Genomic DNA, 21,339 nt, shown 5'->3' with positions numbered 1-21,339 from the left:
AAAATCGGTATGCTTGGATATTTCAATCCTGGGATACCGATTTTTTTGTCACATGATGCCAGTCCACAGGTGCCGCGACCAACTGCACGTTACGAATCTCATTGACGTTAACCATTTGAGGCCGACCTTCTTTATCAATAAAAATAATGGTTTCCTCCTGAAAGCCAGCTACTCGTTCTAGAGACTGTTCCGCACGAATTGTTTCAGGAACCTTATCACGCTTCATTTTTTGAATGGCACTCGTATGATCAGATAAAAAGAAGCCACCCCACTTTAACATGCCACGATCATGATAATCATTTTTAAAAAAGCGTTCAGTCACCGACTCATCCACACGTTTAATGATCATAATGCTTTACCCCTTACTAATTCTCGTCTGTGCTTGTGGCCAGACAAGTTCACCAAAGTCCTTGAATCGAATCGTAATCTGCGTTTGTTTCTGTATAATACGGACGACATCTTCCAAATAGGAGAGATCAAAACTTGCTAGCGTGTGCAAGGGGACTGATTTTTCTCGATCATTTTTAGGTTTAATTTCTAAAAAAAAGTTGTATGCTTCATCGAAGCGATCTCGCACAACCAGCATTTGATAAATTGTCCGTGACTTACGTAAGAAGTCCTTTTCTAAGCGTTCTAAAATTAATTTTGCAGCCTGTTCACTTGTTTCAATCAAAACTATTCCCTCCATTGTGCCCACCAACTAAGGCAGAACGTTCCAACATCGTGGCCCCATGCAGCAGACTACTTGCCGGAATCAGTGCCGTTGTGCCAAATTGATCGTGAATTTTATCAAGGACCCGAATCATCAAATTTTGTTTGATTTGAGTATGAGGATCCATAAACAAATTAAGTTGCAGGCCATCACTAACTGATAAATGTGATAGTCCCACCGCAATGTTACGAATCCCTTCACCATCCCAAGTTTTACGAAATAAATAAAGTAAATATTGGTTGATACGGTCTGGGTTATCCGTTGTATCAATGCGCATGGAATGTGCAAAGCCGCTACGTCCATCCTCAGAGGAACTTGCGTAAGAAAAACCAATCATGAGACTAACACACCCAGCTTGTTGATGGTGATGGCGCATTCGTGACGCCACCTGGTTCCCAATTTCTTTAATTACCGTCTCAATTTCACGTTGTACCATATAATCTCGAGGCAAAACTTGAGAATTTCCCCAGCTTTTATCATGCGGTGTAATCAAATTAGGTAACTGACTGTGATCGATTCCCCAGGCTAGTGCGAGAAGTTGCGTGCCAATAATGCCAAATTCCGCTTTCAATTCATAAGGATCAGAATGAGCTAAATCGTCCATACTATGAATACCCACCCGATTTAGATGGGCAGCCGTCCGATGTCCAATGCTCCAAACAGAGGTTAAATTAGTAATGGGCCATATTTTTTCTGGAAATGATTGATAGGTTAATTCACCCATTAAATCGGTATCATGTTTGGCAAATAAATCCAGTGCCAGCTTAGCCTGAACTGGATTCTCACCGATTCCAATCGTGGTCCACAACCCCAAACGATCATGAACCGTTTTTTGCATCCGCCGAGCGACTTCTAAAGGTGTATTTCCAAAAAGACGCCAAGATTTTGACATATCCAAAATTGACTCATCAATCGAGTAAGGGTAGCAGTCTTCATCGGCTACAAATTCAGTAAAAATCTCATTAATGGCTAAATTCTTTTTGATATACAAATTCATTCGTGGCGGAACAACCTTTAACCGTGTGTCATGAGGTAAGTCTCGACAGCGAGAAACATTTGAGATTCCAAAAATCTTTTTGGCTCGTGGAGATGCAGCCAAAATAAGTCCCCCGTTAGTATTCTCGGCTTCTGACATAACAACCATTACGGACTGTAAGGGATCATCCCCACGGGCAACCGATTCCACACTGGCATAAAAAGATTTATTATCAATCATGAAGTAAACACCATGAGGCTCCTGTTCATAATTCATCGTCATCACCTCTTCACACCCCATTATACGAACATACGTTCTTTAAAGTCAACTTTTATTTACAAAAAAACGAGCCACAGAAAACAGTGTTTCTGTGGCTCGTTTTTCGAACTTATTATTTAAAATACTGTTATTCAAATACAAATTGGCTATGATAAAGCTCTGAATAAAAACCCTTTTCTTCCAACAACTGTTCATGGCTGCCTTGTTCAATCACTTTGCCATCTTTCAAAACCACAATCTTATCCGCACTCAAAATTGTTTTTAATCGATGTGCAATTACAAAGCTCGTCCGCCCCTGAATCACATTGTCCATTGCCTTTTGAATTTTTGCCTCCGTGACCGTATCCACATTAGAAGTGGCCTCATCCAAAATAAGCAAAGTTGGGTTGGTCAAAATTGTTCTCGCAATACTGATCAATTGCTTTTGTCCAGTGGAAAACACTGAATTCTCATCAGATACCTGCGTTTTGTATCCTTTTTCAAGTCCCATAATGAAATCATGAATATTCGCCTGCTTAGCTGCAGCATAAATTTCTTCGTCCGTTGCTTCTGGCTTTCCAAAACTAATGTTATCTCGAATGGTTCCCGAAAAAATCACACTGTCTTGTAAAACAATCCCAACGTGTTCTCGTAAGCTTTTAAGGTCAATATCACGCACATCCACACCGTCAAACGTCACAGCTCCTTTATCCACATCATAGAATCGATTTAGCAAATTCATGATGGTGGTTTTTCCGGATCCAGTTGGCCCAACCAGTGCCACCATACGACCTTTTTCAACATTCATAGACACATCATGTAAAATTTCGTTATCTTGCTGATAACCAAAATGAACATGCTTGAGTGCTACCCCCTGTTTTAATCCTGAAAGTTGCTTACCAGCTTTAGGATTAATTTCATCCGGTTCATCAAAGGTTTCGTTAAGGCGTCTGGCACCAGTAATAGCCACCTGAAACATACTGTACAGAGAAGATATTTGCGAAATAGGTTGATAGAACTGTTGTGAGTACTGAACAAATACGACAACCAATCCCAGAGCTGTGGTACGTGCCATATCGCCATTAAGAGCTAACCAGCCTCCAAAGAAGATCACAATGGCCGTATTCACCAAGGAAAGACCATTCATCACTGGAAACAGCATTCCCGAATAAACTTGGCCCTTAAAAGTTGCCTTACGGACTTTTTCATTGTGGGGCAAAAAACCTTTAATTGCTTCACCTTGCAGACCGTTAGTGATGACCACTTTTTGTCCACTAATCTGTTCATTGATATAGCCATTTAATTTGCCGACTTCATCCTGTTGTAAATCGACATACTTACGCGTCTTTGAAATCAATACAATTGCAATAAGCACAGCAATCGGTGTTGACGCAACGGTTACCCAGGCCAAAGCCACATTTTCATGAAACATCATTATAATAATTCCTATCATCATGGCAATATTCATTAAAATTTCGCCTAAAGCCTGGTTAAGTGCGTTTGAAATATTATCTAAATCACTTGTAAAACGACTTAAAATATCACCGTCTTGATGGGAGTCAAAAAACTTAATAGTCATACGCTGTAATTTACCAAACAAACCGCGACGCATACGATTAGTAGAATTTCCGGAAATATAGGTAACCACAATGTTAGAAATAAACATTCCCACAACCGTCAGCACATAGAAAAGTAACAGCATCCAAATGGCTTGCATAAAAGAACCTTTGTCACTCACCCCACGACTCAAGCCAACCACATAATTTGCCAGTTCAGTAATAGCCCTCCCCATATAGACTGGCGCTTTAACTTGAAAGTAGGTTGAGGCAATAATGGCTAAAATAGTGACCGTAAAGCCAATTTTATAACGTTTCATGTAGTGATAGAAAAATTTTATTGCTTTACCAATTTCACGCATTTAGATAGCCTCCTTCCCCTTTTGAGTGGCATAAATTTCTTGATAAATCCGATTACTTTTCACCAATTGGGCATGTGTCCCTTCCCCAACCAGTTGACCATCATCCATAACCAAAATCCGGTCTGCATGAAGGACGGAAGCAATTTTCTCTGCAATAATAAAGGTCGTGGTTCCCTTCAATTCGTGATTCAACGCTTCTTGAACTAGCTTTTCAGAATGTGCATCCAAAGCAGATGTGGAATCATCCATGATTAATATTTTCGGCTGTCCAATTACCCCACGTGTAATGGATAACCTTTGTTTCTGTCCACCCGAAAAATTAGCCGACCGTTCTTCAACTGAAGCCTCATATCGTTCTGGCAACCGATCAATAAATTCGGCTGCCTGGGCAATGCGGCTCGCACGATTCATATCGTGTTCAGTGGCATCTTTTTTCCCTTGTTTTAAATTATCGCCAATGGTCCCCGAAAATAAAATTGCGCGCTGTAACACAAATGCTACGGCTTTACGCAAGGACTTCTCATTTACTTGTTTTAAATCAACGCCACCCACTTTAACCACACCTGTTTGTGGATCAAACAATCGTGGTATGAGTTGTGCAAGGGTAGACTTCCCCGAACCGGTTGCCCCCACAATTCCAATCATCTCACCAGCATCTGCCTTAAAATTAATGTCCTTTAACGTTGGTGTATTTTCACCCTCATAACTAAAAGAAACATTTTCAAACGAAACCGACCCATCTAGTTCTTGTTCTGGGACTTCTGGATACGTAATTTCAGGTTGGGTATCCAACACTTCACGAATCCGCTGAAGTGAAACCATCGCACGTGCGCTGAATGTCATCATCATGCCACCAATAATAATGGCAAACATAACTTGCATTAAGTAATTCACAAACGACGCGATAGCAGCCACACTTCCTGGATCGCTTTTTGCCAAATCGCCGACAAAATAGATAGCCGTTACAACTGCTAAATTTCCAACCAAGGTAAAAGCTGGAATTAGGACTGAAAAAAGTGTGCCAACAAAAATATTTTGTTCGTTTAATTGGTCCGAAACTTCATTAAATCGTTTTTCTTCGTTCTTTTCTTGATTAAACGATTTGACAACGCGTACACCTACTAAATTTTCTTTTGCCAACTCGTTTACACGATCGATTAACCCCTGCATCAAGCCGAAATGACGGCCCATTTTTCCAAATGTCGCCGCTGAAATGCCAACTACTAGTAAGACTAGGACAAGAATAATCCACCATAATTGATGAATCGTGTTAATTGCCAAGATGAAGGCTCCCACAAATAAAATAGGGACTCTCAAAAGTGATTGCAGAGCAGTCATAATCAAATTTTGAATTTGATTAACATCGTTGGTCAAACGGACAACAAGATTACCGGCCTGAAATTTTTCGATATTGCCAAACGAAAAAGTTTCAATTTTACGAAAAACTGTTTCACGAATATCTGCACTCATAGACTGGGCAACCTTTGCCGATAGAATCGTGTTAAGAATTCCAGCTAGTAAACCAATTACCGCAATCACAATTAAATAAATGCCTAAGGTGGTGATCTTATGACTTTGATTTTGTAAAATGGCAGTGATCACATTTTGAAGCAATTTGGGCTGCCACAGCGTCGAACCTGCCATCACAACTACCGTCACCATGGCTAACAAAATGTCTAACCAGTATTTTCTGGCATGTTCTTTCAAAATTTTCAAAAGCACTCCTCCGTTCTTTCATCCGTGCTATCATAACAACTATACTAATTTATCCAACACTGTTGGATAAGTCAACTAAAAAAGCACCAATTTGGAAAAAACGCCTCTTTACTTAACAGAAAACAAGACATCATTTCAAATTAGTGTTTTAATAGTTTTTAAAAATAAAAATTAAGGAAGGTCTCCTCATGCCTAAAGCTAAAATTTCACATTCCCAAATCATTCAAGCATCCCTGGAAACTTTAGCTAAATGCCAAACTTTGGATGCGTTTTCAATGCGTAAAGTGGCAGCCACACTCCCAGTGGATGTGTCGACCATCTATTGGCATTTTGAAAATAAACAAGCTCTTCTACAAGCGATGGCCGATGAAATTGCTGCTCAAATTACTTTTCCAGATTCCCGTCTTGCTTGGCAACAACAACTCACACAATTATTCAACACCATCTTTTCAGTTTACGTCGCTCATCCCCATGCTGCGGAGCTTATGCTTGCGACTGTTCCCTCATCTAAAATTCGTCTATCTTTAATGAATCATACGATCAGCATCCTAGTAACTGCTGGGTTTAGTGAACAACAAAGTAGTGAAGCCATGGCCACCATTAATTTCTTTTTAACCGGACTGGTTATTCATCTTTCAAGAGAATATCAGTTACAAAATAACGTCACAAACAAGCAGACTTCCTATTTACAAAAACAAGTGACGAAAGTTCCTCAAATTACCCATGAGGAAAAACTTGCACACATACAAAATGCCATTCAGGAACACCATTCTCAATCTGCAAAACAGCAATTTGAAGTTGGCTTGAAGTTAATTATAAAAGGTCTTGTCAGCGACCAATCGCATTAATCCTAAATTTTTGTTACCACATGTACACCCACAAATTGTTCGGCAACATCCGTTAAATAATCGATGCTCGTCAGGTACTGATCAATCGCCACGTACTCATCATATCCATGTGAAGAATTATTGCCAGGTCCAACCAGAATAATTGGGAACTGTTTTTCAGCTTGTCTAAATTCAGACCCATCATTTGCCCCAGAAGAACTCTCAACAGGCAATGTTTTATCAAAATATTTGGGACTGATTTCTTGTGCCAATTTAGTTAATTCATTTTCACCATTCACGATGGGTACCTCTGGATAAATGAATTTAATTTTTAGCTTCATTTTAGTATCCTGTGCATTCAAATCATCGACAATCTTTTGTAGATCCGAAAAAATCTCCTCGTTTGAATATTCCGGAATGGACCGAATATTTCCTTTCAGCATGGCATAGTCTGGCACACTGTTCACCTGCTTACCACCACTAATAATATCAACACTATGCGTCATTTGACCCAGGGTGGCATTCACTTCAGTGTGCTGTGCCATCAATTTTTTGGCTGCTAAGTAGAATTGAATCAAATTGTCGATCGCATTGACTCCCATATCCGGACGAGAACTATGGGCAGGTACGCCGGTGGAGGTCACCTGATAATCAATGACCCCTTTGCAACTTGTGATAATACCATCCATGTGAGGTTCCGTGATGATTAACCCGTCTAAATCATCCGCATAACCGTCCTGGGTGAGTACATGCGCGCCGTATTCGCCAGTTTCCTCACCTACCGTAGCTAGCAACTTAATTTGACCTTCAATTTCAGTTCCTTTTTCCAATAGTGTTAACATCACGATAACCGCTGCCGCTAACCCACTTTTCATATCAGAGGCACCACGACCAAATATTTTACCTGCATTTAAATCAACATCTCCAGAAAAGGGATCGTGTTGCCATTCATCCACATTTCCTGGATCCACAACATCCATATGACCACTGAAGCCAAGGTGCTTTCCATTCGGATTGCCCATGGTGATCACAAGGTTCGTTCGTCCTTTAGAAAAAGGAACTTTTTGAACTTCAACTTGATCTGCGTATGGTTCAAATAAAGAGCTGATATAATCCGCAACTTGTGCTTCATGATCATTCACGGATTCAATTTTAATTAAATTTTGTAAAATGCTAATTTTTTCATTATTTGTCATAAACGCTTTCTCCTTTATTTTACAGATGCATATTGATACAACGCTTTTCCAGACTGATTCGAATATGTGAGGCCCTTAACATCCTTGCTAACTAAGTGTGTGGCCGTTGATTGATACAACGGCACAATTCCTTGTTTGGCCATCAGATATTTGTCGGCTTCTTGCATGAGTGCCCAACGTTCACTAGTGGTGTGATTATTAGTGTCATCAATTTCATTCATTAATTTGGTGTAATGTTTATCAGCCCACTTTGTGAAGTTCACTGGATCTTGGCCGTTACCAAGTTGTAAGAACTCTTCTGGATCTTGATTATCACCCGTCCAACCATCTAGATTGATATCATAATTACCGTTGGATGCCACACCAATGTGCTGGGCATGTGGCATTGGTTTAATCTCAATAGTGAGGCCTTTCAAGTACTTCTCAGCTTGTCCTTGAATATATTGACCCACTTGTTTGTCAGTTGAGGTATTATCAACCAGCATTGCTAAAGTTATCTTCTTTTTGCCCAACTGTTTTTGAGCGAGCTTCCAATTCTTTTGTGCTTCTGTCACATTGTAAGAAAGTAAATTACCCACTTCACCTGCAAAATCTTTACCATTCTTTTCATCCGTTGAATCGCCCTTAGGTACCATGTTTAGCGCTGGAATTGATCCATCCGCTAAAACTTTGGAAGTCATTGTTTTTCGATTCAAAATTAAACTAATAGCCTTGGATAAATTTTCATTGCTGGTAGCCGAATGCTTGTAATTAAACTCCAGAAAGGCCATTCGTGAAATCATTTGTGTACTTAAGTTTTTTGAATCAGCAAATTGACTAACGGTTTGACCTGAGATTGCCGTTTCTTGAACCTTATTCCCTTTAAACAAGTTAACTGCGGTTGTATCATCTTTCACCACTTGGACGTTCACTTTACTTAATTTAACTTGTTTGGCATTCCAATAATAAGGATTCTTAACATATGTCCAAGTATCTTTAGTTGCGTTCCAATCAACTAATTTATAGGCACCGCTAGAAACGATCTTCGTAGATGAAGTGCCATAACTAGAACCATACTTTTGAACATAAGCACTATAAACTGGATAAAGTGATGTAGCTAAAACCGTTTTTAAATAAGGTTCTGGCTTAGACAATTGAATTTGCAATGTTTGTTTACTTAATGCCTTCACTCCTAAAGCTGAAGGTTTCACCTTACCATCTTGGACAGCCTGGTAATTTTTCACGTAAGTCAGCAAATTCGCCACCTGCGATTTTGTGTCAGGATCAACTTGGCGTTGAAACGAAGTAACAAAATCTTGAGCCGTAATTTTTTTACCATTAGACCATTTAGCAGTCTTTTTAATCGTGAACGTATAGGTTTTACCATCGTTAGTCGGCTTCACCACTTTAGTAGCCACACCGGCGACAATTTTTTGATTTTTATCTAATTTGTATAAACCTTCATCCGTTTGTGCAAATAAACTCCCGCTATTGGTATCGCCGCCTTTATTAGGATCGGCGGTGGCTGGATTACCGGCCAAAGTGACGTTGATTGTCTCTATATCACTGTCTGCTTTGCTTGATGAACAACCCGAAAATAACATTCCCGAAAATAAAACCGCACCTAATACAAAAATTTTCTTTTTCATATGATAGCTCCTCTAAAGTATTTATATTCATTATTTTGATTTAAAAAGGAATAAATATACAATAACTGTATATTATCATCTTTTTCTTGAAAGTCAAATTTATTTTTAATTATTTATACAAAAATATCCACAAATAATGATTTTTACTCATCATTTGTGGATATTTACAATTACTTATTCAGTTTCAATCTATTTTGATACTTACCAAGGAAGCTTTGCGTAAAGGCTTTTTTCCCCTTAACAGTTTTGCCATAGTTCACAATCAAGGCATGAAAGTCTTGCCATTTTTTTAGGTCAAAACTTACTTGCTTTTCAATTAAGGCTTGTGCCTGCAAATAATCACTAGGGAGCTGACAACCTAACCAACTAAACAAGCGTCGCGAATACGCATCGACCATAAAATTAGGTTTATCGAGCACATACATAAGAATATAATCAGCTGTTTCATTGCCAATGCCCTTCAAGCTGATCAGTTCCTGGCGCAAAGCCGTTTGCGAACGCTGCTTCAATTGTGCAAGGTCAAATTGATATTTTTCAAGCCAGTGACAAACATTGAAAATAGTTTGCGTTTTTCGGGTGTAAAACCCACTTGTTCGAATTAATTCGGTAAGTTCGGCTAGGCTCAAGTGTTCAACTTTTTGCGGATCAAAATTGGTTTTCGCCTTTAATTTCAATAAACTTGGTGCCACGTTCTGCCAGTTCGTGTTTTGAACCAAAATTGCCCCGTAGATTACTTCCCAAGGTGATTCTGCCCAATCGGTTCCCGGCTGTAACCACGTTTGGGGTCCCATGTTGGCATTCATAATAGTATATAGCTCATTTAAACTAATTTTTGCAGCTGTCATCGGCGATTTTGCCACCAATTATATAAATAACTGGCTACTAGAATAATAATTAGCGCTATGATTTTAGCGGTCGTCCGGGGAAAGGGCACATGATTAAACCCTAGCAGCAAGTGTGAAAAATCAAACATGTGATCACTCCATTCTTTAACGTCTATCCTCTTATAAACTGGCAGATAAAGCAAACAAAAAAGTTTTTATACCAAACTAGCAACTTTATTTTTCGTGTTGCAATATGATAGCGCTTTAATTTATCTGAAACGTTTTCCATTTCTCTTTAACTTCTCATTCATGCACGCACATAACTTTTGAGTTAGAATAGGTTTAACAAATATAATATAAAGGGAGTTTTTTACATTGATGGAAAAAGCTTGTACCACAGTTTTAGTCGGCAAAAATGCCTCCATTGACGGTTCAACCATGGTTGCCCGCAATGATGACACATTTTTACCAATTGCACCCCACCGTTTTTATATGCATCCCGCTGAAAGCGACGTTAACGAGACTATCACTTCGTCACAAAATGGCTTCACGGCCAAATTACCAAGTAAGGGCTATCGTCACAGTGCCGTTCCTAACATCAACCCTGACAAAGACGGTATCTATGACGAAAGTGGCTTCAATGAAAAAAACGTGGCTATGAGTGCCACCGAAAGTGTCTATGGAAATCCTAAGGCTCTGGCTTATGATCCCTTAGTTGCCAATGGTTTAGCTGAAGACAGCATGCCAACCATGGTTTTACCTTACATTGACTCTGCCAAAGACGGTGTCACTTATTTAGGTAAGTTAATTGCCAAATATGGTTCACCCGAAGGTAATGGCGTTATTTTCAGTGATAAAAATGATGTTTGGTACATGGAAATTGTAACCGGTCATCACTGGGTGGCACAACGCATCCCCGATGATGCCTACGCGGTTGCTGCAAATCAAGTAGCTATTCAACAGATCGACTTCAATGATCCTGACAACTTTATGTGGTCAGAAGGTATTCAAGAGTTTGTGGAAACAAATCACTTAAACCCTGACAAAACAGGCTGGAATTTCCGTCATATTTTCGGGACTTCAACTGAAAAAGACCGTCACTACAACACACCGCGGGTTTGGTTTGGTCAACATTACTTGAATCCAGAAATTGAACAGGATCCTCAATCAGCTGAATTACCTTTCATTTGCCATACAGAACACAAAATTTCTGTTGAAGATGTCGGTTACATCCTAAGTTCCCACTACAACGAAACGCCTTACGATCCATTTGGTCACGCAGATGACAAAGACCGTTTGAAGTTCCGCCCAATTTCAATGAACCGGACTCAGAATTCACATGTTCTCCAGATCCGTAATAATGTTCCTGAAGAACTATCCGCTATTTTCTGGTTAAACTTTGGTGTGCCTGCCTTTAGTCCATATGTGCCGTTCTATAACAACGCCACAGATACAGACCCAAGTTATAGTCACACTGCTGAAACGATGAACTTGGATGATGCTTACTGGATGTATCGTGCCTTATCTTCTGTCGTTGAAGGTCATTACAGTAAATTCATCCAAGAAGATATTGACTACTTAACTGCTTCTCAAGAAAGCTTACGTGGTCGTGTGGCCGAAATTGACAAAAAGGCCGCTAATTATTCTGGCGAAAAACTTACAGAGTATTTGACTAACGCCAACCACGAAACAGTTGCAGCCATGAAGAAACGTACCATGTCCCTGTTCTACCATCTGTTGACGGAAGGTTTAACCCTTTCCAAACTCACTTTTAACATGGATAAAAATCTTTAAGCTCATACAACTCACACTTTAATTCTTAAATTTGAAAATGAGGTTGCGGAAACTATCTTCCGCAACCTCATTTTTAGGTACTAAGCTTCGAAACCCATAATACGGCCTTCGCTTATAAAGAAGACACGATGAACTTCAACTTACCAATAAGTGGCCAACCAATAGAGCTGACCGCCTTCAATTTCAACTGGTCCAATCAACGCATACGGCCCCTTAGGAAACTGACGACGTAAGAACTCGCGCTTGGCAAAGCTCGGGCCAAATTTTGTCTAATTTCCTCAAGGCCCACTTCTCCAAATAACAAAACGGTTCGCCACTGCACAGTCGCAATCACTTGTGCATTAGGATCAATGACTCCCGACCGCACCGTTTCAATTGTAGAATAAATTTCTTGCATGCCTCATTTCTCCTAGACCAGATTTGATGCATCATCTTCTGGTAAAAGAGCGCCAATTTCTTTTATAATTTGTTCTAAAGTCACAACCGTCTGCTCATAATCAGCAAGTTTCTCGCCATATTGCCGATTAAATTCTTCCAGCCCACCTTGTACATAAGCATGTTCGTAATTGTAAATTGCACTATAGGCTGTCGTATATCGTTTTAAAAGAGCCATTTCACCTGCCAATTGTAGGGCCATTTGGACGACTCGAAAATCACTATAAGCCATTTCAAAATCCACCGCAAAAACACGCTCGAAGGATTTTCGAGCTTTAATCCACGCCAAATGTGCCTGCACCGTTTGCTGAACATTTTTCAAGGAACCCCATACATCAAGCATCTGCTCACCTCACCATTTTACGATATCGTTTTCACGGTCATTATAAATGCGGTGCCATGAGCATGCAACTAATTGAGATCAGTTGCCCACCGGACGGTATTTAAGACAAAAAATTAGATCGGATGATGATAAGTCCAATCTAATTTCAAATTTCATTTATTTTTCAACATGGGTCCACTTATAATCATAAGGAGCACCAGTTGGATGATAGACAATCCCTTTAACTTTAGGATTAACTAGTTGTGTTTGAACTGCTTGATACAAAGGAACTACCGCTTCTTGTTGCATCAACAATTTTTCAGCCTTAACAAAATCTTCATAACGTTTTTGTTCGTTATTGGCATCTTTCCCGTTAGTGGCCGCAACCAATTTATCATAGGTCTTATTGGAGAATCTTCCATAGTTATACGTGTTGCCAGTTGTTTCCAATTGGGCAAATGTTAATGGATCTGTGTAATCACCAATCCAACGCACAATTGTCATATCAAACTTGCCGCCCAACTGTGCACTTTGCGCGCCTTTAGTAGGCAAGGATCGAACGGTCACCGTCGCTCCTGGCAGGCTTTGTTCTACAGCGCTTTGAACGGCTTCACCTAACTTCTTTTGTGAATCATCATCACTAACTACCAATTCGAAGTTCATCTTTGTCTTACCCGTTTGCTTCAAACCTTTTTGCCAGTATGTTTTCGCTTTAGAAACATCATGTGCCACAGCTTCTGGGTAACTCGCATCTTTTGTAAAGTCTGTCCCCGTCTTTGGATTTGTCACAAATGCAGATGGTAAGAATCCTTTTGCAGGAGTGGAGCCGTCAGCAAGAACCTTGCTCGTCAAAGTCTTACGGTTAATCACTAAAGAGAGCGCCTTACGTACGTTCACATTTGCAGTGGCCTTACCTTTTGTAAAACTCATAGCAAGGTAGCCAGTTTGACCTTGTTCATACTTTACAAAAGCCTTATTACTTTTTTCTTGATTGGCCTGTTCTCCTGATAGCAAAGCATCGTCAAGCTTTCCTGATTGATATAAATTCAAAGCCGTATTGGGGTCTTTTACAACCTTAACTGGGATCTTGCTTACAGCAACATTTTTCTTGTCCCAGTACCGATTATTTTTTTCGAGCTTCCAGCTCATATTGGTGCCATTCCAGCCAACCATCTTAAATGGTCCACTGTAGACCATGTATTTGCTGGCCGTGCCATACTTAGACCCATATTTTTCCACAGCCTTTTGATTTTGTGGGAAGAAAGTTCCGAATGCCATCAAATACTTAAAGTAAGGTGTGGCATGTGTCAAATTAACTTGAAGGGTCCGTTTATCCAGTGCCTTAACACCTAATTTGCTTGGTTGCATCTTTCCTGCAGAAATTGCCGAGGCATTCTTAACGTTTTGCATAATGTAAGCATATCCCGCTTTGGTCTTTGGATTGACAGTACGTCGCCACGAGTAAACAAAATCTTGTGCTGTTAACGGATCTCCATTGCTCCACTTCAACCCTTTACGTAACTTAAACGTATACGTTTTACCATTATTGGTGGGTTTCACAACTTTTTCTGCTAATCCCGCAACGGGTTTATTTCCTTTTGCCACACGATAAAGGCCTTCTTGAACATTGTTAACCATGTTAAATGATGTCAAATCGGTAATTTGCGAACTGTCAATTGTTAGCAAATCTGTTTGCTCCATCACACTAAAACTTTCATTTTTTGCTTCAGAACTTTTTGCGCTTCCGCAGCCCGCCAATAATACTGATAAAAGAAGTGTCGCCGTGCCTAGCTTTTTCCACTTATTTTGCATATTTCAAATCCCCTTAAACTTAGTTTGTAAATTAAGAAACCTATGACTTGAAGTTAGCCTTTTCATCTGCGCAGATTTATAAAAAAAGAGGATAAAAAATACCCACCATATCTTTCTTACGAAAGCACGGTGGGTAACTTTTCATCCTCTTTAGGCCACTAAAAATTATTAGCTAAAGGTTAAAGTCACAGCACCGTGCACTTTAATAATTAAGCTAATAATGACTAAACTAATTAAGTTTTTAGCGTTAAGTGTACGTGGCATGTGACTTCATCTCCTTTGATTTAATAAACCCTATTATAACCAAGCAAAATTAGAAGTCAACACATTTTTTAATTTTATTTTAATCTCATGATTTAGGCATAATTCAATTCGAAATCGCTATTGTCGTAAAAATGCAATCTAGTCGCGAACACATAATCACTTACTAAACCAAGACTGATTGGCAAAATCAGGAACATGAGTGTAACGAGAATGAGTGAGCTAACTGTGACGCCTCCCAATCCGTTTAGTGCTGCAATCGGGCCAATCAAACCTGAAAATCCAAAACCTGCACTCATTGTGGTGCCTTGAATATTCAATACAGCACCAAGCCCTCCTAGGATCCCCGCATTAATGATAATTGGCAGCACTAATTTTGGCCGTGACATAATGTTTGCCATCTGCATTTTTGGTGAACCAAGAAAATGTGCTAAGGAAGTGCCAAGAGAGTTCACTTTCCAGCCATAAATTGCTAAAGCAAAACCTGCTGCCACAATTCCTAGATTTGCTGATCCGGCTGCCACTCCATGAATACTGATGGCGGCGGCTATCCCAACTGACGAAATTGGAGAAATAATCAAAAGTGCAAAGACAATTCCTAATAAAATACCCATGACTACTGGCTGTAAACTAGTAAGTTGCATGACCCCAATACCAAGAAGCTTAGTAATTCCGCTTACAGGTCCTAGCGTCAAAGTCCCAATTCCACCAGCAATCACCAGCACAAGTGTGGGAATCAACAAGATTGTATAAGCTTTCAAACGTTTTCCCAATAATAAAATTAGCACATAACCAATCATAATTGTAAGGGCAATGTTAATCACATCTCCCGTGCCACTCACGTTAAATCCGGTAGCTCCTACTTTAAAACTACCCGCACCCATAACAGCAGCCAATGCAATTGACGTGGTTTGAATAGGTGAAAATTTTGCCAGCATACCTACACATACAGCACTAACTGCTGGTAACAATGTCATTGCCGCATTGGTCATCATCATAATCGTTTGACCGGCCGGAAAAACCGGTAAAAGAGCTGTAAGTAGCTGATTCAATAAGGCACTGGGAACGAGTGCTACGATGATACCAATTGATAGCCCGTTCAAAGTATTCATAACGACTTCTTTACTCACTGATGGTTTGTTTTTTGTTTTTGACATTTAGACCACTCCTCTATTTTTTACTTACTTACCGTTGTTAATGCGTGTTTCGCATATGCTTGGATACGTTTAATTGCTTGGGTTAGATCTTCCGTGCTGGCAGCATAACTGATTCGCACATACCCTTCGCCGCCAGGGCCAAAGGAAGCGCCTGGAATCACCGCTACTTTAGCTTTTTTGGCCAAATCATAACAAAATGCCCAACTATCTTGATTCAATGTGTCTGGAATCTTAGCAAATAGGTAAAACGCACCGTTGGGACTCGCACAAGTAAAACCAGCTTTGGCTAAGCCTTCCAGTAGCAAGTCACGTCGCGTTTGATAAACAGCCCGCATTTGTTGACCATCATCCATTCCATTTTCAAAAGCTTCTTGCGCGGCAGCCTGCGCATTCGTTGTTGCGGAAGTAATCGCAAATTGATGGACTTTGCCGATCTGAGTAATCACGTCTGCCGGCCCACACAATAGGCCGATTCGCCATCCTGTCATCGCATGTGATTTAGATACACCATTTAGAACCAACGTTTGTTCTGGCAGAATACTTCCCATGGAAACATGAGTCCCTTCGTAAGTTAACTCACTATAGATTTCATCACTAATTACGAAAATATTGTATTTGGCGATGACTGCAGCAAGTTTTTCAAGATCATCTTTTTTATAAGTTACGCCGGTAGGATTATTGGGAAAGTTAAGCACAACGGCTTTTATCGTCTCTTTATTTGCTTCTATGGCTGCACTCAATTTTTCCGGAGACAAAATAAAGCCATCGTCCGAAGTATCAATAAAAATTGGGTTAGCACCATTTAGCATGGTGACAGGAATATAAAGCGGAAAAATTGGTGTAGGAATAATAACCGTATCACCAGCATTCAATATCGCTGTCAGAGACGCATAAATTGCTTCTGTTGCTCCGGTGGTCACTAAGATCTGCGATTCCGGTTGATAAGATAACCCATATTTTTGGCTCAAGAAGTTAGCCGCCGCTTTACGAAGGCCCAGTGTGCCTCGCGAGTTCGTGTAGTGACTTTCATTATTTTTGATACTGCGAATGGCAGCTTCTTTAACATGGTCGGGTGTATTAAAGTCTGGTTCACCTAATGTTAATTTAACGATATCTGGAATTTCCGCAATTTCTTGATTAAACGCCAAAATATCCGATGGCTTTAGTGCGGATAATTCTTGTTTCATGTGCCCGATCAACTTACTCATATCAATTCCTCCTAAAATATAAAAACCCCTTCCAGTCATCATCAATGACTGAAAAGGGGTTTTCAGTAGTCCTTTTATATCCCCCGCACAGTCATTTAACGTGATCTGTGCGGCCGGTTTTAGTTCACTCTAAAACACTTTTGGCTCTCCACAAATCACACGCGGAAAAACCAAAAGTAATAACGACAATTATTCAATTGAGTTGGTTGTTTAATTTTCATAATCAAAACTCCTTTGAATTTAAGACGTGTTTTTATCATACCATTTTAATTCTTTTAATCAAGATGCAATTTAATTTTTTCGAAATTTACCACTTACTTGGATTCCAAGTTCGTCCGTCTACTTCACCTTGACTTTGTACTAGCCGCTTTTGTTGTTCGGTAACCAGATCTAAAAGAGCGACATAAAGTGCACGATCTTCATAATGCTTGCTGGTTGTTGCTAAAGTCGTGAGTTGTTGTTTGACCCATTGATTCGTATCCATTTCACTCATCCTCGTCATCCTTAATCATTCCTAAGGTCCATTTTAGTTCTTCTAAATTTTCACGATTATCACGAATTACCGCCAAAATTTGTTGCAGTTGTTGCGGCTTTGTCGAAGCAGCCGCTTTTTGTTCTAACTGTTGTTCTAACCATAATTCACGACCATGAAAGGTATTGAAATTCGGATTCGTGACATATTGTTGATAGTTCACTAATAATCGTTGCTTTTCTGGTTCCGTTAAATAAGCAAATTGAAAAATGGAAAATGGGGATAAGTATTTCATGCCCGCCTTAAGTGCTAATGCTTGATACGGTTTTAGCAACTCTGAAAGTGTATAATTTTCTGAGCCTCCAGCGCTAAAGCCTTGTTTGGCATCACCGGTTGAAACCACAATTCCTAATTCTTTTCCTTGCAGTGATTGCCCAGCGCCATAGACAAAATTGCGTGTCAAAACCTCATCTTCCCAATGCTTCAAAAGTGCTGGGGCACTATACCAATAAAGCGGAAATTGAAAAATGATGCGATCGTGACTTTGCAGAAGTTTTTGTTCAGCCGCAACATTTAACGAAATTGAATTTTTTTCTAAGACATGCCATGTGACATCTTGACTAGTTTTAAGACTCATTTTTAGAAATTGTTGAGTCCCAGACTCAACCAATTTAGGATGAGCCACCACGATAAGTGTTTTCATTTACTCCGACCTCTTGTCTAAAATAACTTAATCTGTCTCGTTTGAAAGGCGGCCCATAACTTTTTTTGCACGGTGGGTAAAGCCAATTGTTCAAATTCATCTTCAGAAACAACTTTACCAGAAAAATGGCTTAAATCTGGTTTGCTTTTCAGATCCGCACTGACAAGTGTAAGATGCCATTTCTGATGGGTAAAAGTGTGGCTCACAGCTGGTACATCAAGATATTGAAGTTCAATCTGAAGTTCAGTATCTTCGAAAAATTGTTTTCCTGCCATTTGCAAAAGGCCACTTTCATCAAGATCAGGATTAGCTTCTTGAAGTGAATCTATGTCAATGAGTGGAAACATCCAAAGTTTTGCCAATAATGCATTGCTGGCCCGTTGTTGGAACAAAAAACCAGCTGGCGTGCGAATCACCAAGGCAAAATAATGTTTGTCGACCGGCTTTTGTCGCTTAGAGCGAACTGGAAATTCGTTCAAGCGATCGTCTAAATATGCTTGATTAAAAGCCCTAACTGGTGAATGGGCATTGTCTGAATTTTTGGGTGTCATGTAGCTGGCTCCCAGATCCATAATGGCTTGATTGAAGTCGCCCGGTCGATCTATAGGAATAATCTGACGGATAACTTTTTCAAATAAGGCTCTAGTTTGCGGCTTAGTAATATCAGCATCAATTTCCAGTAATTGAGAAAAAACACGAAAAGCATTCCCGTCCACTGCCGGCTCAGGTTGCTGAAAAGCAATACTGGCAATAGCACCCGCTGTGTAAGGCCCAATGCCCACTAACTCTTGCAATTCAGCTTTACTGTGTGGCCATCTTCCTGCATAGTCTTGCACCAGTTGTTGGGCTGCACGTTGCATGTTACGGACACGTGAATAATAACCTAGTCCTTCCCAAGCCTTTAAGAGTTGAGATTCAGGCGCATTTGCTAATGCATTAACTGAAGGAAAAAGACGCATGAATCGTTCATAATAGGGGATCACCGTGTTGACCTGCGTTTGCTGCAACATAATTTCTGAAACCCAAATGTGATAAGGTTCATGATCCTTTCGCCATGGTAAATCACGTTTATTGGTATCATACCAAGTCAATAATGCCTTTTGAAAGGCTTTAGTTTTTTCATCTGACCATTTAATCATTTTAAACTTTCCTCATAAAATCAACGTTTTATCATCCAAAAATGCACTTTAAATTCTAGTATACCGATAATTTTATAATTTGTCTTTCACGTTGTTTTTTATACATTTATTTTAAAAGTATCTTGTAAGGAAAAATCTCTTATGCTAAGCTTATAGCATCATTATACGAAAGGAGCACGCCCAATGTCAGTAATTTCAATAGCTAAACATACAGCTGACTACCTCAATTTTGCAGGGATTATTTGTGCGGAAGCATACATTTTGAAGGCTAACGGGACCAGTCTGTCCATTTTTAACCCTCAATTTCATAACTTTGCGACCACCCAAATGCGTGCTTCATAACAGCCACAATTGAACTTCAAAAGCGGGTCGCCTCTTTGGCCCGCTTTTTTTGATGGTCGCGCTCAAACCTTAGGAGTGAACCATGGAAACAAAAATTAATCACGATTTCTCAATAAAACGCACGATCCACGCTAATTATCATTACAGCTTTTGGGCTTTTTTTAGTATTACCAGCCTCTGGGTCATTTATTTAACGCAACATGGCATGAGCCTCATTCAAGTTGGCTTGCTTGAAAGTATCTTTCATATTGCCAGTCTTTTATTCGAAGTGCCATCTGGCACTTTGGCTGATCGCTTTGCCTACAAAACAGTCCTCATCATGGGCCGCATAATGGCCATCATCTCTGGATTGCTCTTTTTGTCTGGCTCTGGATTTTGGTGGTTTGCCTTAGCCTTTATCATTCAGGCCTTTTCTTACAACCTAAATTCAGGAACAAACGAGGCCTTGATTTTTGAAACATTAAAATCGGCTCACTTGGAAAAATCATATTTAAAAATCACAGCTAACTTAAACGCCATTTATGAATTAGCAGACATGTTGGGTCTTATCATTGCCGGTTTCTTCGTTCACTGGCACTTTGCGTTAACCTATGTTATTTATATTTTAACTTCTTTTTTGGCCATTATTGCGATTTTACGTATGCGGGAACCACAAGATACCCAGCCTGCTTCAAACAATGAACCTACCACCAGTTTTGCAGATATTGTGTCGACAAGTTGGCGTTTTTTAAATACACATCATCTCATTGCGGCTTTGATGCTCTTCTTAGCTTGTTATCAAGCCATTGGCACAACTTACTTTTTCTATTTTCAAACACTGATGACTCATTACCATTTTTCTGGTTGGCAAATTAGTACCGTTATTGTACTTGCTTCCATTTTTAATATTTTGGGTGCCAAATTTTCACCAAATCTAGAAAAGTACTGGTCTAAGCAAGCCATCATTACCAGTCTCGTCATACTCATGGATATCGGACTATTAGCGACTTTATACGCCAACATAGTCGTTCTAACCGGCTGTTTTATTCTTATTAATTTGGTTACTGCAATAGTTGAGCCCATTTTCAATGATTTTCTACAGCAACAACTGCCCTCAAACGCCCGAGCAACCTTGCTAAGTGTGATGAGTATGATATTCAGTCTTGTGATGATTGGTCTTTTCCCTGTTGTGGGTGTTTTAATTACATGGTTACATTTCAATTTAGCCTTTTTCAGCATTGGTATTCTGTTATTGGCAAGTTGTTTTTCAATTGCGATCACGTATTTGATCAAAAAATAAAGAAAGTAGGAAAAAGGTATTTTGACTTCGAGTCATAGCTTTTTCCCCGATTTCGACTATTAAAGTGCAGAGACAGAAAGAGACTGGAAGTTTTGCTTCCAGTCACTTTTTTTAATTACCTGATTTAATTTTACTTCAATAGCTTTTCAGCAGCTGCTTTTAAGTCGGAATCATTCATATCTTCCCACTTTGCTGCTTGTTCAGATGTCTTATCTGTATTATGGTTATTGCTTTCCATGACTTTGTCCCACATTGCATCACGCAATGGTGTAGCATCGTCACTCCAATCAAAAATATCTTTGGTTGCCGTGTCTAAAAGCGCGGTTTTTTCTACATAAGCTGTTGCTGCCATATCAAAAA

21 protein-coding genes are annotated in these 21,339 nt (G+C 39.7%); 4 read left to right on the top strand and 17 right to left on the bottom strand.

Translation table 11 applies throughout. The features are described 5' to 3' along the window. Positions 1-22: 22 nt before the first annotated feature. From IV80_RS06040 to IV80_RS06020, 5 genes are all read right to left on the bottom strand, one after another. Entirely contained in the window at positions 23-349 is a 327-nt protein-coding gene (locus IV80_RS06040) for a hypothetical protein (RefSeq protein WP_057750996.1), read from the bottom strand. Between the two features lie 6 nt (positions 350-355). Further along, positions 356-673, bottom strand: a complete 318-nt coding sequence (locus tag IV80_RS06035) for a hypothetical protein (RefSeq protein WP_057750994.1) — start codon at positions 671-673, stop codon at positions 356-358. Then, complete coding sequence (locus IV80_RS06030) at positions 666-1,964, bottom strand: Y-family DNA polymerase (RefSeq protein ID WP_057750991.1); 1,299 nt, start codon at positions 1,962-1,964, stop codon at positions 666-668. The genes IV80_RS06035 and IV80_RS06030 overlap by 8 nt, the downstream gene beginning before the upstream one ends. A gap of 130 nt (positions 1,965-2,094) precedes the next feature. After that, on the bottom strand, positions 2,095-3,864 hold the full coding sequence (locus IV80_RS06025; RefSeq protein ID WP_057750988.1) for an ABC transporter ATP-binding protein: 1,770 nt from the start codon (positions 3,862-3,864) through the stop codon (positions 2,095-2,097). Then, positions 3,865-5,580, bottom strand: coding sequence for an ABC transporter ATP-binding protein (locus IV80_RS06020; RefSeq protein WP_057750985.1), 1,716 nt, complete (start codon positions 5,578-5,580; stop codon positions 3,865-3,867). It abuts the gene before it with no gap. A 188-nt stretch (positions 5,581-5,768) separates the two neighbouring features. On the opposite strand from IV80_RS06020, the gene IV80_RS06015 reads away from it, so the two are divergent. Next, positions 5,769-6,428, top strand: coding sequence for a TetR/AcrR family transcriptional regulator C-terminal domain-containing protein (locus IV80_RS06015; RefSeq protein WP_057750982.1), 660 nt, complete (start codon positions 5,769-5,771; stop codon positions 6,426-6,428). A 2-nt stretch (positions 6,429-6,430) separates the two neighbouring features. On the opposite strand, the gene IV80_RS06010 is transcribed toward IV80_RS06015, so the two are convergent. The 3 genes from IV80_RS06010 to IV80_RS06000 all read right to left on the bottom strand — a co-directional run bounded on the left by IV80_RS06010 (position 6,431) and on the right by IV80_RS06000 (position 10,076). After that, positions 6,431-7,603, bottom strand: coding sequence for an ArgE/DapE family deacylase (locus tag IV80_RS06010; RefSeq protein ID WP_057750979.1), 1,173 nt, complete (start codon positions 7,601-7,603; stop codon positions 6,431-6,433). Positions 7,604-7,617: 14 nt separating this feature from the next. Then, a complete protein-coding gene (locus IV80_RS06005; protein WP_057750976.1) occupies positions 7,618-9,231 on the bottom strand; it encodes a peptide ABC transporter substrate-binding protein in 1,614 nt (537 codons plus the stop codon). Positions 9,232-9,401: 170 nt separating this feature from the next. Further along, the gene (locus tag IV80_RS06000) at positions 9,402-10,076 is read right to left on the bottom strand and encodes an endonuclease III domain-containing protein (protein ID WP_236699578.1); all 675 of its coding nucleotides are present in this window, start codon (positions 10,074-10,076) and stop codon (positions 9,402-9,404) included. A gap of 354 nt (positions 10,077-10,430) precedes the next feature. Between IV80_RS06000 and IV80_RS05995 the strand changes: the two genes are divergently transcribed. Beyond that, positions 10,431-11,849 (top strand): C69 family dipeptidase, encoded by a 1,419-nt coding sequence (locus IV80_RS05995; protein WP_057750973.1) that lies wholly within the window; start codon positions 10,431-10,433, stop codon positions 11,847-11,849. 196 nt (positions 11,850-12,045) lie between these two features. On the opposite strand, the gene IV80_RS05990 is transcribed toward IV80_RS05995, so the two are convergent. The 8 genes from IV80_RS05990 to mutY form a co-directional block, all read right to left on the bottom strand. Next, positions 12,046-12,246 carry a hypothetical protein gene (locus IV80_RS05990; RefSeq protein ID WP_057750970.1) on the bottom strand — a complete coding sequence of 67 codons (201 nt, stop codon included), beginning with the start codon at positions 12,244-12,246 and terminating at the stop codon, positions 12,046-12,048. 12 nt (positions 12,247-12,258) lie between these two features. After that, a complete protein-coding gene (locus IV80_RS05985; protein ID WP_057750967.1) occupies positions 12,259-12,627 on the bottom strand; it encodes a hypothetical protein in 369 nt (122 codons plus the stop codon). 156 nt (positions 12,628-12,783) lie between these two features. Continuing rightward, a complete protein-coding gene (locus IV80_RS05980) occupies positions 12,784-14,418 on the bottom strand; it encodes a peptide ABC transporter substrate-binding protein (protein ID WP_057750965.1) in 1,635 nt (544 codons plus the stop codon). Between the two features lie 356 nt (positions 14,419-14,774). Beyond that, the gene (locus IV80_RS05975) at positions 14,775-15,836 is read right to left on the bottom strand and encodes a PTS sugar transporter subunit IIC (RefSeq protein WP_057750962.1); all 1,062 of its coding nucleotides are present in this window, start codon (positions 15,834-15,836) and stop codon (positions 14,775-14,777) included. A 20-nt stretch (positions 15,837-15,856) separates the two neighbouring features. Continuing rightward, positions 15,857-17,044, bottom strand: coding sequence for an aminotransferase class I/II-fold pyridoxal phosphate-dependent enzyme (locus IV80_RS05970; RefSeq protein ID WP_057750959.1), 1,188 nt, complete (start codon positions 17,042-17,044; stop codon positions 15,857-15,859). 307 nt (positions 17,045-17,351) lie between these two features. Continuing rightward, a complete protein-coding gene (locus IV80_RS05965) occupies positions 17,352-17,537 on the bottom strand; it encodes a hypothetical protein (protein WP_057750956.1) in 186 nt (61 codons plus the stop codon). After that, positions 17,530-18,219, bottom strand: a complete 690-nt coding sequence (locus tag IV80_RS05960) for an NAD(P)H-dependent oxidoreductase (protein ID WP_057750954.1) — start codon at positions 18,217-18,219, stop codon at positions 17,530-17,532. Before IV80_RS05960 ends, IV80_RS05965 begins: the two co-directional genes overlap by 8 nt. A 17-nt stretch (positions 18,220-18,236) precedes the next feature. Further along, positions 18,237-19,358, bottom strand: coding sequence for an A/G-specific adenine glycosylase (gene mutY, locus IV80_RS05955; RefSeq protein WP_057750951.1), 1,122 nt, complete (start codon positions 19,356-19,358; stop codon positions 18,237-18,239). A 183-nt stretch (positions 19,359-19,541) separates the two neighbouring features. On the opposite strand from mutY, the gene IV80_RS10110 reads away from it, so the two are divergent. Next, the gene (locus IV80_RS10110; RefSeq protein ID WP_157048831.1) at positions 19,542-19,700 is read left to right on the top strand and encodes a hypothetical protein; all 159 of its coding nucleotides are present in this window, start codon (positions 19,542-19,544) and stop codon (positions 19,698-19,700) included. 82 nt (positions 19,701-19,782) lie between these two features. Then, the gene (locus IV80_RS05950) at positions 19,783-20,979 is read left to right on the top strand and encodes an MFS transporter (RefSeq protein ID WP_057750948.1); all 1,197 of its coding nucleotides are present in this window, start codon (positions 19,783-19,785) and stop codon (positions 20,977-20,979) included. A 130-nt stretch (positions 20,980-21,109) separates the two neighbouring features. Here IV80_RS05950 and IV80_RS05945 read toward each other — a convergent pair whose 3' ends face one another. After that, entirely contained in the window at positions 21,110-21,331 is a 222-nt protein-coding gene (locus tag IV80_RS05945; protein WP_057750945.1) for a P8 family protein, read from the bottom strand. Positions 21,332-21,339: the final 8 nt, after the last annotated feature.

Source organism: Pediococcus cellicola (assembly GCF_001438655.1).
GTDB lineage: Bacteria > Bacillota > Bacilli > Lactobacillales > Lactobacillaceae > Pediococcus > Pediococcus cellicola.
Note: the sequence above shows the minus strand (reverse complement) of the source record. Positions and strands in the feature narration are given on the sequence as shown.

Bases quoted from the DNA above. Each gene is read 5' to 3' on its own strand.
- IV80_RS05950 (WP_057750948.1), top strand. From the start codon at position 19,783: ATGGAAACAAAAATTAATCACGATTTCTCAATAAAACGCACGATCCAC.
- IV80_RS05970 (WP_057750959.1), bottom strand. From the start codon at position 17,044: ATGAGTAAGTTGATCGGGCACATGAAACAAGAATTATCCGCACTAAAG.
- IV80_RS06025 (WP_057750988.1), bottom strand. From the start codon at position 3,864: ATGCGTGAAATTGGTAAAGCAATAAAATTTTTCTATCACTACATGAAA.
- IV80_RS06040 (WP_057750996.1), bottom strand. From the start codon at position 349: ATGATCATTAAACGTGTGGATGAGTCGGTGACTGAACGCTTTTTTAAA.
- IV80_RS06005 (WP_057750976.1), bottom strand. From the start codon at position 9,231: ATGAAAAAGAAAATTTTTGTATTAGGTGCGGTTTTATTTTCGGGAATG.
- mutY (WP_057750951.1), bottom strand. From the start codon at position 19,358: ATGATTAAATGGTCAGATGAAAAAACTAAAGCCTTTCAAAAGGCATTA.
- IV80_RS06000 (WP_236699578.1), bottom strand. From the start codon at position 10,076: ATGACAGCTGCAAAAATTAGTTTAAATGAGCTATATACTATTATGAAT.
- IV80_RS05980 (WP_057750965.1), bottom strand. From the start codon at position 14,418: ATGCAAAATAAGTGGAAAAAGCTAGGCACGGCGACACTTCTTTTATCA.
- IV80_RS06015 (WP_057750982.1), top strand. From the start codon at position 5,769: ATGCCTAAAGCTAAAATTTCACATTCCCAAATCATTCAAGCATCCCTG.
- IV80_RS05985 (WP_057750967.1), bottom strand. From the start codon at position 12,627: ATGCTTGATGTATGGGGTTCCTTGAAAAATGTTCAGCAAACGGTGCAG.
- IV80_RS05960 (WP_057750954.1), bottom strand. From the start codon at position 18,219: ATGAAAACACTTATCGTGGTGGCTCATCCTAAATTGGTTGAGTCTGGG.
- IV80_RS05945 (WP_057750945.1), bottom strand. From the start codon at position 21,331: ATGGCAGCAACAGCTTATGTAGAAAAAACCGCGCTTTTAGACACGGCA.
- IV80_RS06030 (WP_057750991.1), bottom strand. From the start codon at position 1,964: ATGAATTATGAACAGGAGCCTCATGGTGTTTACTTCATGATTGATAAT.
- IV80_RS05990 (WP_057750970.1), bottom strand. From the start codon at position 12,246: ATGCAAGAAATTTATTCTACAATTGAAACGGTGCGGTCGGGAGTCATT.
- IV80_RS06010 (WP_057750979.1), bottom strand. From the start codon at position 7,603: ATGACAAATAATGAAAAAATTAGCATTTTACAAAATTTAATTAAAATT.
- IV80_RS05975 (WP_057750962.1), bottom strand. From the start codon at position 15,836: ATGTCAAAAACAAAAAACAAACCATCAGTGAGTAAAGAAGTCGTTATG.
- IV80_RS05965 (WP_057750956.1), bottom strand. From the start codon at position 17,537: ATGAGTGAAATGGATACGAATCAATGGGTCAAACAACAACTCACGACT.
- IV80_RS10110 (WP_157048831.1), top strand. From the start codon at position 19,542: ATGTCAGTAATTTCAATAGCTAAACATACAGCTGACTACCTCAATTTT.